The organism is Labrenzia sp. ATLA3 (genome assembly GCF_057180185.1).
The window spans coordinates 381,336-398,311 of the sequence record NZ_JBXUKV010000006.1 but is presented as its reverse complement, the minus strand read 5'-3'; the positions used below and the strand labels follow the sequence as shown (position 1 = coordinate 398,311).

Genomic DNA, 16,976 nt, shown 5'->3' with positions numbered 1-16,976 from the left:
TGGAAGGGGCAGAACTCCATCACTTTGTGGAATTCTCATGCACGCTCAACGAGGGTCCTGCGGTACCTCCCGTTTTTGTACCGGTTGGCCGAGGTGGCCGACGGTTGCCGAGGGGATGCATCCAAGTGCCATTTACGACGCCGCGCTTGCCCCCGAAACGAGACCGGCTGCCCCCTCATCCAAAGGGATGACAAAGACAAACCGGTTCGCACCAAGTCCCCCAAGCAAGCTGTGCTTTTGCCGGTTCCGTACCGTGGCTGCCTTGTGCCAAAGGATGTCGCTTTCATGCTTGATCCGCTATGGTCACTCCCCTAAGGTGCCGCCACCTGACGGCGTCCCGTGGAGGGACTGAAAGCCATTCCGGATGAGGTTGACCCAAACAGGGGACCAAGGTCGGAGCTGTCCAAGGCATCAGCAGATCACCCGGCCCGGCCGGCTTTTGCGCGTGTTTGCTTTCATTCTTCCCGACGCCTGTTACCACGCTGCCGATCCGGTATCAGCCACTGGGGAGAGACATGATCAGTCGGACCATCCTTGCAGGCCTTGCGGCCGTGCTGCCAACCTCCGCCTTTGCCCATGGGGGCCATCTCGGTGAACTCGCCGGTCATTCCCACTGGGTCGGGGTCGCAGCCCTTGCAGGTGCCGCGCTCGTCGCCGGCATCATCGCCCTCAAAGACAAGAAGCAGAAAAAAGCCGAAGACGCGCCAGAAGCCCTTTCGGAAGACGACGAGACTGCCGGAGAAGCGGCTCAATGAGCGAAAAACTTGGACTGATGATCTGTGGCCATGGCAGCCGCAACAAGGGCGCCGTAAAGCAATTTGCCCAGTTGGCGGAAGGCCTGACGGCCCGCTTTCCCGACTGGCCGGTGGAATATGGCTATCTGGAATTCGCCAATCCTGTGATTCATGACGGCCTGAACAAGCTGCGTGAGGCCGGCTGCACCCGCGTCCTGGCCGTGCCGGGCATGCTGTTTGCCGCGGGTCACGCCAAGAACGACATTCCCTCGGTTCTGAACACCTATCAGGCCATGCACCCGGAGATGACGATCTCCTATGGCCGCGAACTGGCTGTCGACACGCGCATGGTGAAAGCCGCTGCCGCCCGCGTGCAGGAGGCTATCGACGCCGCCGAAAGCGACGTGCCGTTGCACGAAACGCTGCTGATGGTGGTCGGACGGGGCGCTTCCGATCCGGACGCAAACTCCAACGTATGCAAGATTACCCGCTTGCTGTGGGAAGGCTTCGGTTTCGGCTGGGCGGAAACCTGCTATTCCGGCGTCACTTTCCCGCTGGTCGGCCCCGGCCTCGAACATGCGGCGAAGCTCGGCTACAAGCGCGTTATCGTGTTCCCGTATTTCCTGTTCACCGGTGTTCTGGTGCAGCGGATCTATTCGACCACGGACGAAGTCGCCGCCAAGCATCCGGAGATCGAATTCCTGAAAGCCGGCTATCTGAACGACCACCCGCAGGTGATCGACACAATGGCCGACCGGGTTCAGGAGATCTTGCAGGGCGCCAACCTGATGAACTGCCAGATGTGCAAGTACCGCGAACAGGTGCTCGGCTTCGAGGCGGAAGTAGGACTGGCGCAAGAAAGCCATCACCACCACGTGGAAGGCCTCGGTGCGGAAGCGGAATGCCAGTTGTGCGATGAGATCTGCACCGGCGCCTGCGAAAAGCAGGTTCAGGCGGGTGGCCATCACCACCACGATCATGATCACCATCTTCACGATCATTCTCATGACAATGGTCACGATCACGCGCATCACCATGGCCACTCTCATGATCATTCGCACGAGCATGAGCATTCACACGGGCATGATCATGACCATCATGACCACCACCACCACCCCTACCCGCACGCAGACCATCCGCACGGCCCCCGGTCGTTGAACCGCGGAGACTGAGGCTGCCGTGAGCACCGAAACCATGCCGTCCTACGATTACGAAAAGGACCCGGCGGCGATCTATCGCCAGTCCTTTTCCATCGTACGGTCGGAAGCAGAGTTGTCTCATCTTCCCGACGGGCTGAAACCGGTGGCGGTGCGGCTGATCCACGCCTGCGGCATGACGGACCTGCCGCAGGATCTGGCCTGGTCGGAAGATATTCTGTCGGCTGCGCAAGACGCCTTCGCGCGGTCCGCGCCTGTGTTCTGCGATGTGGAAATGGTGGTGCATGGTCTCATTCGCTTCCGTCTTCCCGCTGGCTGCGACGTGGTTTGCACCTTGAACGACGCAACGGTTCCAGCACTTGCCAAAAACCTTGGCACGACGCGTTCTGCCGCTGCGGTGGAGCTGTGGCGGGACAGGCTGGAAGGAGCCGTTGTTGCCGTTGGCAATGCGCCGACAGCCCTCTTCCACCTGCTTGAAATGATTGCCGCCGGCGGGCCAAAACCGGCGCTGGTTCTGGGCTTTCCGGTCGGCTTCGTGGGTGCGGCCGAATCCAAGGAAGCCCTGATCTCCAATCCCTTCAAGCTGCCTTTCCTGGCCGTGCGGGGCCGCAGGGGCGGATCAGCCATGGCTGCGGCCGCGGTCAACGCGCTTGCCGCCGGTCTGCCGGAGGAAGCGTAAGATGGCGGCGGATTTCCCGAAAGACGATCAGAAGTCACCCGGATTGAAATCCGTGGGTGGCAAACAGCCTCTGCGCTCGCGCGGGTTCCTGTCCCAGCCGAGTGGCTCAGCGAAGGCACCAGCTGAAGGCAGTGGCGATCAGCCGGTCCATCATCGCTCGCGCGGCGCGCGGCAAGTGTCGCAAAGCAGTGGCGGCAAACCGCAGGATCTTTCGGTAAAACCGGTGATCAAACCGTATCGTCTGGAGGACAAATGACCTCCGGCACCGACACCCCCCCCTGGCTGACGCTGGTCGGCCTCGGCGAAGATGGCGTCCTGGCCCCCGGCGGCAAAGAAGCGCTGGCAGGCGCTGATATCGTTTATGGCGGCGCCCGCCATCTGGAACTGACGGGTGGGATCACCGCCGAGAAGCGAACCTGGCCGAGCCCCTTTGCAAGCGTCTTCAATGATCTGGCTGAACTCAGGAATACGCGTGTCGCCGTGTTGGCGACAGGCGATCCCATGTGGTTCGGCATTGGCTCGTCCTTGCTCAAACATTTTGATGCACGCGAGCTGATCGTGCTGCCGTCACCGTCGGCCTTTCAGCTGGCAGCGGCGCGCATGGGCTGGGCGCTGCAGGACACCGACTGCCTATCGGTTCACGGGCGGCCTGTCGATCTGCTGCGGGCCTCACTTTATCCGGGAGCGCGGATCCTGTGCCTTACCAGCAATGCGGATTCGCCCCGTCAGGTGGCGGATCTTCTGGCTGACGAAGGGTATGGACGCAGCCGGATGACTGTTCTGGAGCATCTGGGCGGCACCAGGGAGCGGCGCGCCGAAGGCACCGCTGAAAACTGGTCTGCCGAGGTTGCCGATTTTCACACGCTGGCGCTGGAAGTGATCGCCGACCCGGGGCTGCGGTTTCGCGCCCGGACACCTGGCCTGGCGGATGACGCCTTTCGTCATGACGGCAAGATGACCAAGCAGGACATCCGCGCCATCACGCTGGCGGAAATGAAACCGCATCCCGGCGCTCTTCTTTGGGACATTGGTGCGGGCTGTGGTTCCATTGCGATCGAATGGTTGCGCGCAGCGGACCGAACCCGGGCCATCGGCCTGGAACCCCATCTTGAGCGGCGGCAGATGGCGGCTGAAAATGCCATGGCCCTTGGCGTTCCGCAGCTGAAACTGCTGGATGCCAGCGCTCCGGAAGGCCTTGAACATCTGCCGCAGCCGGATTCTATCTTCATCGGTGGTGGCTTGACGTCGCCCGGCGTGGTCGAGGCTTGCCTTGCCGCACTCGGCCGAGGCGGACGGCTGGTCGCCAATGCGGTGACACTGGAGAGCGAAGCCATACTTCTTTCCGCCTATCAGTCTCATGGAGGCACCTTGAAGAAAGTTTCCGTTCACCGGGCAAGCGCCATTGGCGGCTTGACCGGTTGGCGCCCATTGATGCCCGTGACGCAGTGGAGCCTGACCAAATCATGAGCGGCACTCTCTATGGCATCGGTCTTGGCCCGGGCGACCCGGAGTTGATGACCCTCAAGGCTCACCGGTTAATCGCCAGTGCCCGGGTGATTGCCTACCCAGCGCCGGATTCCGGCGAAAGCTTTGCCCGATCGATTGCTGCTGGTGCGATCCCCGACGGTGTGCGGGAGATCCCGATTGTCGTGCCAATGCGGGTTGACCGGTTTCCGGCTCAGGAGATCTACGACAAGGCTGCCGACGAAATCGCCGCCGTTCTGGCAAGTGGTGAGGATGTCGTGACCCTGTGCGAGGGAGATCCCTTCTTTTATGGCTCCTTCATGTATCTGTTCGAGCGGCTTTCCGACCGCTTTACCATCGAGATCGTGCCTGGGGTTACCTCGCTGACCGCCTGTGCGGCTCAGCTCAGGCGGCCGCTTACCGCACGCAACGATGTGCTCACCGTTATTCCCGGTCCGCTTCCGGATGCGGAAATCCGCACCAAGATCGAAGAAGCCCAGGCGGTTGCCATCATGAAGGTTGGTCGGCACCTGACGCGGCTGAAGGCCCTTCTTTCCGACATGGGTCTGCTGGAAAAGGCCGGTTACGTGGAACGTGCCAGCCTGCCGGAACAGAAAGTGCATCGGCTTATCGATCTTGAGACCGATGCTGCCCCCTATTTTTCCATGATCCTCATCTACAAGGGAGACGAAGCGTGGACGCTTCCCCCATCCTACTCGTCCTGAACCAGGCCGGCCTTGCCGCTGCCGAAGTCATCGCCAGACGGTTTTCAACCGCTCGCATCCACGGGCTTGCCGGGCGTGTGCCGACGGCGGACACACAGTTCAACGAAACCATCGACCATATTCGCCTGCTGTTTCAGGCCGGGCATCCGATTGTCGGCTTCTGTGCCAGCGGCATTCTGATCCGGGCGCTTGCGCCAATCCTGTCCGACAAGACAAACGAACCGCCGGTGCTCTCTGTGTCAGAAGACGGCAAGAGTGTTGTGCCGCTGCTCGGCGGTCATCGCGGCGCCAACGAACTGGCCAAACTGCTGGCGACAGCGCTTGGCGGAACTGCTGCCATCACGACGGCAGGCGACACCAAACTTGGCGTGGCGCTGGATGTACCGCCCCGCGGCTGGCGCCTTGCCAACCCGGAAGATGCCAAGCCGGTGATGGCCGAATTGCTCTCCGGTGCGCCGGTGCGTCTTGAAGGGCGCGCCGAATGGCTGAGAGAGGCGAAGCTGCCGCAGGCCGACGATGCCGCCATCACGCTGTCGGCAACCGAACACCCTGAAGAGGGAGGTCCGACACGGCTGGTGTATCATCCGCAGCGCTATGCGGTCGGTGTCGGCTGTGCGCGCGGTTGCTATTCTGCCGAGTTGATCGAACTGGTCGAGACCGAACTCGCGGCAGCCAACATCGCCAAGGGCGCCGTTGCCTGCATCGCGACCATCGACCTCAAAGCCGATGAAGCCGCAGTCAACGCACTGGCTGAGCATCTGGATGTGCCATTGCGCGTCTTTTCCTCCGAAGATCTTCAGCGCGAGACACCCCGACTGAAAAACCCGTCTCCTATCGTCTACAAGGAAGTCGGCTGTTACGGCGTTTCGGAAGGGGCAGCCCTTGCCGCGTCCGGCGCGTTCGGAACGTTGAAGGTCGAAAAGCAGAAAACCGAAAACGCGACCTGCGCCATTGCACGGTCACCGAAGTGGATCAACACCGACGCGGTTGGCCGCTCTCGCGGGCACCTGTCGGTTATCGGCATCGGCCCGGGCAAGGACGACTGGCGCACACCGGAGGCCACCAAACTTCTTGCCGAGGCCACTGACGTTGTCGGCTATTCGCTTTATCTCGACATTGTGGACCAGCACATCACCGGCAAAACCCACCACAATTTCCCGCTTGGCGCGGAAGAGGACCGGGTGCGCTTTGCCCTGGAAGAAGCCGGCAAGGGCAAGAACGTCGCTCTGATTTCCTCCGGCGATGCCGGCATCTACGCCATGGGCTCGCTGGTCTATGAGCTGTTGCACCGGAACGAGGAATATGGCGGCGTGTCCGCTGCCGCCAAGCGCGTCAGCGTTACCAACGCGCCGGGCATATCGGCCCTTCAGGCCTGCTCGGCCCGTATTGGCGCGCCGCTTGGCCATGACTTCTGCGCAATCTCGCTGTCCGACCTCCTCACCCCGTGGGAGGTGATCGAAAAGCGCCTGAAGGCAGCCGCCGAGGGTGATTTCGTGATTGCCTTCTATAACCCGGTTTCCAAGCGCCGCCGCACACAGCTTGCGGCCGCAAAGGAAATCCTGCTGGAACACCGCTCGGCAGCGACACCGGTTATTCTCGGCGTCAATCTCGGCCGTCCGGAAGAAACCATCCGTGTCACCAGCCTGCATGCGCTCAGCGTCGACGATGTCGATATGCTGACCACCGTCCTGGTCGGGTCAACCAACACACGCACGGTCATGCGCGGCGACGGCAAGCCGTTTGTCTATACGCCGCGCGGCTATGCCAAACGGATCGACGCGCTGAAACCGGCTGAAGCGGCCGAGACGCCGCCCCCGCCATCGGCTACGCCCCGGGCAGAAGACGTAACGCGCGACATTTCCGACATTCTCGAAACGGATGACAAATCATGACCGTTCATTTCATTGGCGCCGGACCGGGCGATCCGGATCTCATCACCGTGCGCGGCCTGAAGCTGATCCAGTCCTGTCCGGTCTGCCTTTATGCAGGTTCGCTGGTCCCGGAACAGATCGTCGCCTCAGCTCCCGAAGACGCTCGGGTGCTCGACACAGCCCCGATGACGCTTGACGACATCATCGACGAGATCAAAGCCGCTCATGAAAAGGGCCAGGACGTCGCCCGGGTTCATTCCGGTGACCCTTCCATTTATGGCGCAACCGCGGAACAGATGCGCCGGCTGGACGCGCTCGGGATTGATTATGACGTCACCCCCGGCGTGCCGGCCTTTGCAGCGGCGGCGGCCGCACTCAAGACCGAACTGACAATCCCGGAAGTTGCCCAGACCATCATCGTCACCCGCACGGCGATGAAATCCTCGGCCATGCCGAACAACGAGGACCTGGACACGCTCGGCAAAAGCGGCGCAACCCTGGCAATTCACCTGTCGATCCGGAATCTGCGGGAAGTCGAGCGCCAGCTGACCCCGCATTACGGCGCCGATTGCCCGGTGATTGTCGCCTATCGTGTCGGCTGGCCGGATGAGGCCTTCATCCACGGCACGCTGTCGACGATTGCTGCGGAAGTGCGCGCCGCCAAGATCACCCGCACGGCACTGGTCTTCGTCGGCCATGCCCTGAAACCTGCTGCGGATTTCCGCGACAGCGCCCTTTACGATGCCGACCACGTGCATGTTTTGCGCCCGAAAAAGAAGGCAAAGGCCTGACGAACCGGCGGAAATATGAAGCTTAGCGACCTTTCACGGCCTGTCGCTCTCGGTAATCGGGAGGTCTCGGAATGCTTTGCAGGTTTCTCGAGCGATGGTTTGCCTGACCGTGAGCGGTCATTTGCATCGCGTTCCTGCCCTCGCCTAGGGTGAGGACTCAATTCACACAGGAGCGCGCCATGCACGACGAAAATCCACTTCTGAAACAGGCGATTTCTCTGACCGGCGAACCCGACGCCATACGCAACTTTTATGCGGATTGGGCAGACACCTACGACGACGATCTGCTTCAGGCCATCGGCTATGTCGGTCCCAGGATTGCAGCCGAAGCCCTGGTCGAGCGCGTGTCGGAAACAGCCCTCGTGCTGGACGCCGGCTGCGGCACTGGTCTTGTCGGGAGCGAGCTGAAAAGTCGCAATTCAGCCCTGACGATTGACGGCATCGATCTGACACCGGCGATGCTGGAGCATTCGCGCAGCCGGCGGATCTACCGCTATCTGTCCCAGGCCGACATGATGGGCCCGCTCTCCAGCATTGATGACAACGTTTATGACGGCATCGTCAGCGCAGGCGTCTTCACGAATGGCCATGTGGGTCCGAAAGGGATCGACGAACTGCTGCGCATCGCCAAGCCGGGCGCTCCCATCGTCCTGACAGTGCGCGATAGCGCCTGGGAGGCCGACGGCTTCAAGGCCAAGGTCGAGAAGCTGGAAAAGGACGGCAAGACAAGGACGCTGGAGATCATCCACAGTCCCTATCACACAAAGGAAGACGTCTCTTGCGAGCTGGTCGTGCTCGAAGTGGTTTAGCTGAGAGCGATGACATGGGCAAAGGAGCCCATGACCGATCCGGCGCGCAGTCCCATGTGCTCCAGTTCCGTTCCCTCGGCATCTTCTGCAGAAAACAGCCGTTTCGCCTCGCCTTCCGACACGATCGAGGCGTAGTGGAATTCATGGGCGGTTAGCGGCCCTTGCCACGGCAGGCCACCCAGCGGTGTGACTTTCCGGTAGCCGAGATGACGCTTGCGGGTCTGGAACGAGGTTTCCAGCGGTAACAGACCCAGCATTTCATGACGGGAACCTTCGGCGTCAACCAAGCCTGTGCCAAGGGCCATGTAACCGCCGCACTCGCCGTAAATCAGCGCGCCGGTGCCGGCGGCAGTCAAGATGCCGGTTCTGAAGGTATCTGCGGCTGCCAGCTTTCCAGCATGAAGCTCCGGGTAGCCGCCGGGCAGAAAGACTGCGTCGGCATCCGGAGCAGGCGCCTCATCGGCCAACGGCGAGAAAAAGTGGAGCTCTGCCCCCTCTCTTTGCCAGAACTCCAGCATATGCGGATAGGAAAAGGCAAAGGCGACGTCCCGGGCAATGGAGATGCGCTGACCGAGCGGCACAGGCAGGTTTTCTGCGGCAAGTCCCGTTGCCGCAACAGGTGCAGCCAAATCGTTCAGGCGGTTCAGATCGATCTGTCGGGCGCAAAGGGTACCAGCCCTTTCCAGAAAAGCCTCCAGATCCGAATGTTCGCCTGCCTGGACAAGACCCAGGTGGCGTTCCGGCAGGACAAGGTCCTCCGATCTCGGCAAGGCCCCCAGAACGTCGATCTCAAGTGGGGCCAGAGCTGTGCGCAGCATGGCTTCGTGACGTGGACTGCCGACCCGATTGAGGATGACCCCGGCGAGGTGAATATCCGGCCGGAAGCTTTGAAAACCATGAACCAGCGCTGCGACAGACTGGGCCTGTTTGCCGCAATCGACCACAAGGATCACCGGCAATTGCAGGGTGGCGGCAAGATCGGCCGCCGAGCCCTTGCCGCTGGCAGCACCATCGAACAGGCCCATGGCCCCTTCAACCACCAGAACGTCGTGCCCCGCCGCCTGACGGCTTGCGAGCGACCGCAGCGTTGCCCGGTCCATCGCCCAGGCATCTAGGTTGATGCAAGGCGTCCCGCTGGCTGCTTCATGGAATTTCGGATCGATATAGTCCGGGCCCGATTTGGCTGAAACCACGGAGCGCTCGGCAGACTTCAGCGCGTGCAGCAGTGCCAGTGTCAGGGTGGTCTTGCCGGCCCCGGATGACGGGGCCGCGATCAAAACGCCTCTGGCATTGACCTCGGCAGCGTCAGCCCGCATCGGCGGTACGGTGCGAAACGCGAATACCTAGCGGATCACTCTCCAGCACCTTGCCGGACAGCGCACCGAGCCAGTCGAGGCCCTTGCGCAACCGGACGACTTCTCCGACACACACAACTGCCGGAGGTTCGATGCCTGCGGCCCTCGCTTCTTCAGCGCATCGGCCAAGCGTGGTTTCCAGAACATCCTGGCCCGCAAGGGACGCATTGCACACGATACCCACAGGTTCATCCACAGATCGTCCACCGGCAATCAGTTTGCCGGCTATCGCGTCCAGATGCTTCATCGCCATATACATGACGATAACCGGAGAGCCCTTGGCGATCCCGTCCCAGTTGATCGCATCGGGCGTGAGGCCCGTCTGGTCATGGCCGGTCAGGAAGGTAACCGCCTGATTGCAATCGCGGTGTGTTGCGGGAATGCCCGCATAGGCAAGACCACCGATACCGGCGGTAATGCCAGGAATGATCCGGAACGGCACGCTGGCTTCGACCAGACCGAGTGCTTCCTCGCCGCCCCTGCCGAAGACGAAAGGATCGCCCCCTTTCAGGCGCAGCACGCGTTTGCCCTGACGGGCGTAATCGATCAGCTTCAGCGTGATGTCGCGTTGCTTCGGGCTCGGCTTGCCGCCGCGTTTGCCGGCATAGTCCGTCACCGCACCGGGTTTGACCCAGGCAAGAATGCTCTGATCGACAAGGGCATCAAAGACGACGACATCGGCCTGACGCAGGCCATTGAGCGCATGCAGCGTCAAAAGGCCGGGATCGCCCGGCCCCGCACCTGCAAGCCAAACCCAGCCGGGCTCGAACACCGGAAGGCCTCCCGGCACGCCCTCTGGCAATCTGTTGTTGTCGTCGTTACCAATCATGGTTCCTGTTTACCCGTGTGGCCCGGCAACGCCAAGCGCTTCGGCGATCAAAAACGATGCGAAAACGACATTTCATCGCGCACATAAACTAATATGCACAAAGCGGAAATTGATCGTCTATAGAAAGAGCATGTCGAAGGAAGAGCCAAAAGAGCTGCGGCGGGGCTGGACGACGGGAGCCTGTGCGACGGCAGCTGCCAAGGCAGCGTATCAGGCCCTTTTGACCGGCGATTTCCCGGATCCGGTCGAGATCACCCTGCCCAAGGGGGAAACGGCGGCCTTCGCCCTCACCTGGCACACGCTTTCCGGACAATCTGCGTCCGCCGCCATCATCAAGGACGCGGGGGATGATCCCGACGTGACCCATGGCGCTCTGGTCAGCGCGACCGTCAGCCTGATGCCTGAGGGCACTGGTGTGCTTTTCAAAGCAGGAGACGGTGTCGGCACTGTCACAAGACCCGGCCTGCCGATCCCGCCAGGAGAACCTGCCATCAATCCCGTTCCGCGCCAGATGATGCGAGCGGCAATCGAAGAGGTTGCCCAACAGCACGGTGGTGCTGGCGATGTCGAGATAACCGTCTCAATCGAAGGTGGACAACAACTGGCGCTCAAGACGATGAACCCCCGGCTCGGTATCCTGGGGGGATTGTCCGTCCTGGGCACGACCGGCATCGTCCGACCTTTTTCCTGTGCGGCCTGGATCGCCTCCATTCACCGCGGGATCGACGTTGCCCGCGCGGTTGGGCTTACCCATGTGGTTGGCGCGACTGGCGCCAGTTCCGAAGACGCGGTGAAGGCCCGTTACGATCTGGACGAGACCGCCTTTCTCGACATGGGCGATTTTGCCGGTGGATTGCTGAAATACCTGCGCAGCCATCCGGTCGATCGGCTGACCCTTGCCGGTGGTTTCGCAAAATTCACCAAGCTGGCGCAGGGGGCACTCGATCTTCATTCCGCCCGTAGCTCCGTCGACTTTGAGTTCCTGCAGGATCTTCTGCGTCAGGAAAAAGCTTCCGAGGCCCTGATTGAGCAGGCAGCTTCGGCCAATACGGCCAAGGAGGTGCTGGATGCGTCGCTGGCCGCGGGCATCGATCTCAGCGGCCCGCTTGCCCACCGGACGAAAACCGCCGTTCGCCAGATCCTGCGCGATGCCCCGGTGGATGTGGAAGTGCTGATCACCGACCGTCAGGGCAAGGTGCTGGGAGAAACCGGTTTTGACGGCTGAGGCCAAACATATCCTGCTGCTGGCCGGCACAAGTGAAGCCCGGCAGCTTGGCAAAACCCTGGCGGATGCCTTTCCGGAAAACCGCCTGACAGCTTCTTTTGCCGGGGCAGTCCGCGACCTGCCCGATCTTGGTGTACCCACCCGGGTTGGTGGTTTTGGCGGCGTCGAAGGATTGCTTGCCTTTCTGCGGCAAGAGAACATTACGGCCATTGTCGATGCGACTCATCCCTTTGCCGCCCAGATGAGCCGCAACGCCGCCGAAGCTGCCAAGACGCTCAAAATACCCTTGCTGCGTCTGGAACGGCCCGCCTGGCAGTCTGATGAAAACGACCGCTGGACACATGTCCAGACCATGGACCAGGCGGCCGAAGCCTTGCCTGCCGGTGCACGTGCTTTCCTGGCCATTGGCCGCAAGGAGATCGAGCGCTTTACCGATCGCACCGATGTTTTCGGTCTCGCCCGAATGATCGAGCCTCCGCCGAATCCGTTACCAACGTCCTGGGAGTTGCTCCTCTCCCGTCCGCCGGCTTCCGCCGCGCAAGAAATCTCGCTGTTTCGGGACAGGAACATCACTCATGTGGTGACGAAAAACAGTGGTGGCAGCCGGTCCTTTGCCAAGATCGAGGCAGCGCGGGTCCTGAAGCTTCCCGTCATCATGATCGCACGGCCGACGCTTTCCGATGTGGAAACAGCGCCGTCTGTTGCAGCGGTCGTTGACCGGCTCAGGCAGATCCTTGCACGCGAAGACTAGCGGGGGCTGCCGGATCGGGAGAATCTGATTTTCATCAGCGCAAACAGAAAGCGTGGAATGCCGATCACATACCTGCGGAACAGGCGGCGCGGCTCCTGAATCAGGCGGAACAGCCATTCCAGACCGACGGCCTGGACGATCTTCGGAGCACGGACAACGGCTCCCGACATGAAATCGAAAAGCGCCCCGACCCCGATCGCGACCGGTACGGACAAAGCAGACCGGTTCTCCACGATGAAATTCTCTTGCCGGGGATTGCCCATGGCGACCAGCAGCAGATCCGCATTTGCGGCATTGATGCCCTCGCACAGGCCGTCGATGTCTTCCTGTGAGAAATATCCGTCGCGGTACCCGACCACATGATGTTTCGGATAGGCCGCCTCGATATGCTCCTTGGCGCGTCGGACCTGCTCTTCCTTTGCGCCAAGCAGATAGATCCGCAACGGCATACCGATGTTGGCCAGAATGCGCGGGATGAGGTCCGTACCGTTCAGATTTTCAGGGAACGGTTTTTCATTGAGAAGCTTGCTTGCAAGACTGATACCGATACCGTCGTTTAGGAGTGTCATTTTCTGAAGCGTTGCGGCGTACTGCGGGTCGTCCAGAGCATGCAGCAGCGTATGGGCGTTGCAGATGGCAATATCGAGCTTCCGGCGCTTTTGCACGGCCGACTCGACAAGTTGGATCGCATCCCGGGAGCAAAGACGCCCGATGGCAAACGGACCGATCGCGGTTGCTTCGATCCGGCTCCCCAGCAATTCACTTTCGAAATCTTTCGCCAGCATCCCGATCCCTGTCTCACCAATGTGCCCGTTCCGTTCAAGTCAGCAGCGAGCGCATTCGAGACATACCCGATTTGTCTCTAAGCAGTTGTAAACATAGCCGTTAGAAAGTGCGTGCTTACTTATTTTAATTGGAACGCAAGGTAAACTTGTTTCAACTGAAAAAATCAATCAGAAGTTTCCAAAGGCTCCCGCCATCCCCGTTTCGGCACGTCGTTGCGTTCAAACCGCTGCCGCTCCTTGAGCGGTTTGGCGGGATTGCCGGCGTAAACTGTCCAGGGAGCCAGATCCTTCACCGTCACCGCACGCGCTCCCAGAACCGCCCCCTCGCCGACGCGAACACCGGGGCCAACAAAGGCTTCCGCGGCAACCCAGCTATAGGCTTCCAGAACGATAGGTTTTGCGATCAGCAGGAACTTGTCGTCGTTGATGTCATGGGTCCCGGCGCAGATGTGCGCACGCTTGGAAACCACACCGTAACGGCCGATGGTGACCGGCCCCATGTTGTAGATATCCGCACCATCGGCGATGGCGGCGAAGTCTTCCAGAATCAGATTGCGCGGGTGCCAGATCCGTGCGGATGGAGCGACATAGACCCCCTGCCCGACGGTTGCCCCGAACTGGCGCAGCAGCCACCGTCGCCAACCGTGAAAGGGCTGCGTCCAGGACGCCAGAAGAAACCAGACGATCCCCCAGAGAATTCGGACCAGCCTGTTCTTCAAGCCGAAGCTTTGCGCGCCAAGCGCTCTGGCATCCCTGTCTTCTTCACTCCGGTTCGGCATTCATCGTCCTCCGTTGCAGTTTCCTTCAGCAATTTTCTGGCAAGACGCGCTCCGCACCTCATAAGGAACGGCACATCGCCTGAAGGCCTGCGTGCCGGCAATGTGCCGAACCGACGTTTAAAGTTAGTTATTTTTGTCGATTGTTCGTTACGTAAACGTGGCGAATGGCGTTCTCGAGCACCTGGGGCAGTGTCATTCACTCTTTATTGAAACGTGATGATGGAAGTTTGCCCCGGAATTGAGGATCAAACAGGCGGACGGGCCGCCTTTCGCCTTGTTGAATTCACAATCCGATGTGCGCGGTGTAATCGTTCTGCCGCCGAAGTTCGCCGCAGGGGAAACTATGGACACACGGACTGAATTCTCTGAAGCGGATACCGCAGCGCCGCTCATCCTGCATCTGAGTGCCGATTATCCAAATCCGCAGCAATTTCAACGCAGAACCACTGCGATCCAGCGTCTGGTTACGGGCGTGGACTATGGCAGCCATATCGTTGTGACCATGGACAGGACCAGTCTGCCCTGGCAGGCGAGCTTCCTGGATTGCGGGAACGTCAAAGGTGTAAGGCTTTATTCATGCCGCTATTTCGGCCTGCCGATGGGCATCGGTCTTGCCTGGGCGATGCGCCGTGTCGCAAGGCTCGTTTTGAAGACGATGCAGCGCGAGCATGGTGCTCCCGCGCTCATCCATGCACACAAACTGTCGTTTGAAGGCATTGCGGCCCTGTGGTTGGTGGAGCGTTTCGGACCGGATACGCGGCTGTTCGTTTCCGTTCGCGGCGAATCCGAGCGCAAGGTTTTGCTGTTCAAGCCGACCTACCGCAACCTGATGCGCCGCATCGCTGCACGTGCAGACAAGATCTATCATATCTCCGCCTGGTTCCGGGACACCTATCACCGGTATGTTCCCGAGCAACCAGGGAAGGAAAGACTGCTTCCCAACATTGTCGGCAACTCCACCAGCAAGGTGCCAGTCAAGGACCCGATCCCCAGGTTCGTCAGCGTGTTCGATCTGGACATGCGGAGGCGGAAAGGCATGTCCGACCTGCTGCAAGGCTTTGCCACCTTCAGCAAGTCTCATCCCGGCATCGGGCTGGATCTGATCGGACCCGGCAGCCCGGAGGCGGTGGCGGCTGCGAAAAAGGAAATCGCCGACCTCGGGCTCGGTGGCAGCGTGCGGATCCTCGGCCCCATGGACAGCAAGGCCCTGTTCGAGGTGCTGCCAACGTATCTTGCCATGGCATTGGTCAGCTACAACGAGACCTTCGGAATGGTCTACCTGGAAGCACTTTTTGCCGGACTGCCAATCCTCTACGGCAAGGACACGGGCATCGACGGCTATCTGGACGACATTGATGTCGGCATCGGCGTGAAGCCCGGCGATGTTGCCGGCATTGCTGCAGCTTTCACGAAACTGGCCGAAAAATCCGATCACTATCGCAACCAGATTGTGGCGAGCGAGCAAATCTTGCACGACCGGTTCAACCCTGCAATGATCCTGGAAAGTTACCGTCAGGACCTTGAAGCCAGTTTGAACCCCGATCAGCAACGGAGCGGTATGTGACAGCTAGAAAGCCAAAGCGCCTCTGGCCCAGGCTAACCGCGATTGCTTTTGGCGTGGCCGTCCTCACTTTTGCCGCCGGGTTTCTGTATCTGGACGAACGCCAGAATGCCGTTGCCGCCGGCGTCCAGCCAGCGCCGGAAACCACCGTCTCGATCCCCAAATTCAAGCGTGGCATCAACCTCTCCCGCCTGCAAAGTTTCGCCTTCCGCGACCCGGCTCGCCCGGGGAAATACCTCTGGCCACCGTTCCAGGGCGAGCTTTCAAAAGTTTCCGACGCCGAACTGGACCGGCTGAAAGCCCTTGGGTTCGACTTCATTCGTTTTCCGATTGATGCAGGCGTGTTTCTGGCTGCGACAGACAGCGAACGCCGCATTTTGCTGGACGATATGAAGTCCATCACCGTTCGCCTGCTGGATAGCGGCTTTACTGTGATGGTCGATCTGCACCCGGCCACTTACCTGACGGAGTGGGCCCCTGTCGACATTTTGAAGGACGCTCCCGGCCCGCGCTTTCAGGCCTACGCCGATCTGCTGGAAGATGTGGCCAAACGGATCCGCGATCTGCCGACGGACAAGGTTGCGCTGGAACTGATGAACGAGCCGCAGGGCGTTTGCTTCCGGGAGGACGGGCAAGATTGGTCGGTGTCTCAGAAACAGCTCTACGACAGGGTGCGCAGTGTTGCCCCCGATCTGCCGATTGTGCTGACACCGGGTTGCTGGCGTTCTCTGGAAGGCCTCGAATACATGAGCATGGATGGTTACGACGACAAGATCATCATCGACTTCCATTTCTACGAGCCCTTCCTTTTCACCCACCAGTCTCTGCCCTGGGTGCTGGACCCGTTGCGCTATATCGCCGGTCTCAGCTATCCGTGGACAGCGGGCAACGAGGAGATTGCAGCCGAGAGAACCCGGCAGCATATCGCGGCCCTGAAGGCGGCTGATGTCGACGTTCCCGATTATGCCTTCGACAAGGCGATGGACGTCGTCCGGGACTACTACAAACGCCAGAAACCCGACCGGGCCTTCATCGAAAGCCGGTTCGACACGATCTCGCAATGGGCGGACAAATACGGCATCGATCAGGACCAGATCGTGCTTGGCGAGTTCAGCGCCATTCGTCCGCCGAAAGGACTTCGGGACGACGGCAGTCGGCTCGCCTGGATCAGGGATGTGCGCACCGTCGTGGAAGAACACGGCTACGGCTGGGCCCTCTGGGACTATTATGAAGGCTTCGGCCTGATGACTGACAACGTCAAGAGAACCGTTGAGCCAGGAATGGTCGACGCTTTGGGGCTGAACGCCGACGCGTTGTGAGTCTCGCCTGCCGAACGAGTGTGGGTTGGGCCGGATTTTAAGTCGACTGTGCGAAAAGGCGGCTGGTAGATTGAGCCAGTGGCAGCGAATCATACCTAGTGACTGACTTGAAGGCTGAGGTCCGTTTGGACCGGAGCGCAGG

At 60.6% G+C, this 16,976-nt stretch carries 17 protein-coding genes; 13 read left to right on the top strand and 4 right to left on the bottom strand.

Going from position 1 to position 16,976, the window contains the following annotated elements; all coding sequences use genetic code 11:
- Window positions 1-515: 515 nt before the first annotated feature.
- The 9 genes from AC2A6O_RS18485 (at window position 516) to AC2A6O_RS18445 (ending at window position 8,230) form a co-directional block, all read left to right on the top strand.
- On the top strand, window positions 516-755 hold the full coding sequence (locus AC2A6O_RS18485) for a DUF6732 family protein (RefSeq protein WP_148584720.1): 240 nt from the start codon (window positions 516-518) through the stop codon (window positions 753-755).
- A complete protein-coding gene (locus AC2A6O_RS18480) occupies window positions 752-1,906 on the top strand; it encodes a sirohydrochlorin chelatase (RefSeq protein WP_498929269.1) in 1,155 nt (384 codons plus the stop codon). Before AC2A6O_RS18485 ends, AC2A6O_RS18480 begins: the two co-directional genes overlap by 4 nt.
- Before the next feature lie 22 nt (window positions 1,907-1,928).
- On the top strand, window positions 1,929-2,570 hold the full coding sequence (locus AC2A6O_RS18475) for a precorrin-8X methylmutase (RefSeq protein WP_498929465.1): 642 nt from the start codon (window positions 1,929-1,931) through the stop codon (window positions 2,568-2,570).
- A gap of 1 nt (window position 2,571) precedes the next feature.
- Window positions 2,572-2,826: a hypothetical protein gene (locus AC2A6O_RS18470; protein WP_498929267.1), complete on the top strand. Its 255-nt coding sequence runs from the start codon at window positions 2,572-2,574 to the stop codon at window positions 2,824-2,826.
- Window positions 2,823-4,037: a precorrin-6y C5,15-methyltransferase (decarboxylating) subunit CbiE gene (cbiE, locus tag AC2A6O_RS18465; protein ID WP_498929265.1), complete on the top strand. Its 1,215-nt coding sequence runs from the start codon at window positions 2,823-2,825 to the stop codon at window positions 4,035-4,037. Before AC2A6O_RS18470 ends, cbiE begins: the two co-directional genes overlap by 4 nt.
- Window positions 4,034-4,759 (top strand): precorrin-2 C(20)-methyltransferase, encoded by a 726-nt coding sequence (gene cobI, locus AC2A6O_RS18460; protein ID WP_498929263.1) that lies wholly within the window; start codon window positions 4,034-4,036, stop codon window positions 4,757-4,759. The genes cbiE and cobI overlap by 4 nt, the downstream gene beginning before the upstream one ends.
- On the top strand, window positions 4,729-6,651 hold the full coding sequence (cobJ, locus tag AC2A6O_RS18455; protein ID WP_498929261.1) for a precorrin-3B C(17)-methyltransferase: 1,923 nt from the start codon (window positions 4,729-4,731) through the stop codon (window positions 6,649-6,651). The genes cobI and cobJ overlap by 31 nt, the downstream gene beginning before the upstream one ends.
- On the top strand, window positions 6,648-7,421 hold the full coding sequence (gene cobM / locus AC2A6O_RS18450; RefSeq protein WP_498929259.1) for a precorrin-4 C(11)-methyltransferase: 774 nt from the start codon (window positions 6,648-6,650) through the stop codon (window positions 7,419-7,421). The genes cobJ and cobM overlap by 4 nt, the downstream gene beginning before the upstream one ends.
- 179 nt (window positions 7,422-7,600) lie before the next feature.
- Window positions 7,601-8,230 carry a class I SAM-dependent DNA methyltransferase gene (locus AC2A6O_RS18445; RefSeq protein ID WP_498929257.1) on the top strand — a complete coding sequence of 210 codons (630 nt, stop codon included), beginning with the start codon at window positions 7,601-7,603 and terminating at the stop codon, window positions 8,228-8,230.
- Here the strand turns inward: AC2A6O_RS18445 and AC2A6O_RS18440 are convergent.
- Complete coding sequence (locus tag AC2A6O_RS18440; RefSeq protein WP_498929255.1) at window positions 8,227-9,546, bottom strand: cobyrinic acid a,c-diamide synthase CobB; 1,320 nt, start codon at window positions 9,544-9,546, stop codon at window positions 8,227-8,229. The genes AC2A6O_RS18445 and AC2A6O_RS18440 overlap by 4 nt on opposite strands.
- Window positions 9,536-10,414, bottom strand: a complete 879-nt coding sequence (cobA, locus tag AC2A6O_RS18435) for a uroporphyrinogen-III C-methyltransferase (protein ID WP_498929253.1) — start codon at window positions 10,412-10,414, stop codon at window positions 9,536-9,538. Before cobA ends, AC2A6O_RS18440 begins: the two co-directional genes overlap by 11 nt.
- A gap of 130 nt (window positions 10,415-10,544) precedes the next feature.
- On the opposite strand from cobA, the gene AC2A6O_RS18430 reads away from it, so the two are divergent.
- Both AC2A6O_RS18430 and AC2A6O_RS18425 read left to right on the top strand, forming a co-directional pair.
- Window positions 10,545-11,639: a cobalt-precorrin-5B (C(1))-methyltransferase gene (locus AC2A6O_RS18430; RefSeq protein WP_498929251.1), complete on the top strand. Its 1,095-nt coding sequence runs from the start codon at window positions 10,545-10,547 to the stop codon at window positions 11,637-11,639.
- A complete protein-coding gene (locus AC2A6O_RS18425; protein WP_498929249.1) occupies window positions 11,629-12,390 on the top strand; it encodes a cobalt-precorrin-6A reductase in 762 nt (253 codons plus the stop codon). Before AC2A6O_RS18430 ends, AC2A6O_RS18425 begins: the two co-directional genes overlap by 11 nt.
- On the opposite strand, the gene AC2A6O_RS18420 is transcribed toward AC2A6O_RS18425, so the two are convergent.
- Window positions 12,387-13,175, bottom strand: coding sequence for a WecB/TagA/CpsF family glycosyltransferase (locus AC2A6O_RS18420; protein WP_498929247.1), 789 nt, complete (start codon window positions 13,173-13,175; stop codon window positions 12,387-12,389). The genes AC2A6O_RS18425 and AC2A6O_RS18420 overlap by 4 nt on opposite strands.
- A gap of 164 nt (window positions 13,176-13,339) precedes the next feature.
- Window positions 13,340-13,954, bottom strand: a complete 615-nt coding sequence (locus AC2A6O_RS18415) for an LbetaH domain-containing protein (protein WP_498929245.1) — start codon at window positions 13,952-13,954, stop codon at window positions 13,340-13,342.
- 343 nt (window positions 13,955-14,297) lie between these two features.
- On the opposite strand from AC2A6O_RS18415, the gene AC2A6O_RS18410 reads away from it, so the two are divergent.
- Complete coding sequence (locus tag AC2A6O_RS18410) at window positions 14,298-15,518, top strand: glycosyltransferase (protein ID WP_498929243.1); 1,221 nt, start codon at window positions 14,298-14,300, stop codon at window positions 15,516-15,518.
- Complete coding sequence (locus AC2A6O_RS18405) at window positions 15,515-16,834, top strand: glycoside hydrolase family 5 protein (RefSeq protein ID WP_498929241.1); 1,320 nt, start codon at window positions 15,515-15,517, stop codon at window positions 16,832-16,834. Before AC2A6O_RS18410 ends, AC2A6O_RS18405 begins: the two co-directional genes overlap by 4 nt.
- Window positions 16,835-16,976: the final 142 nt, after the last annotated feature.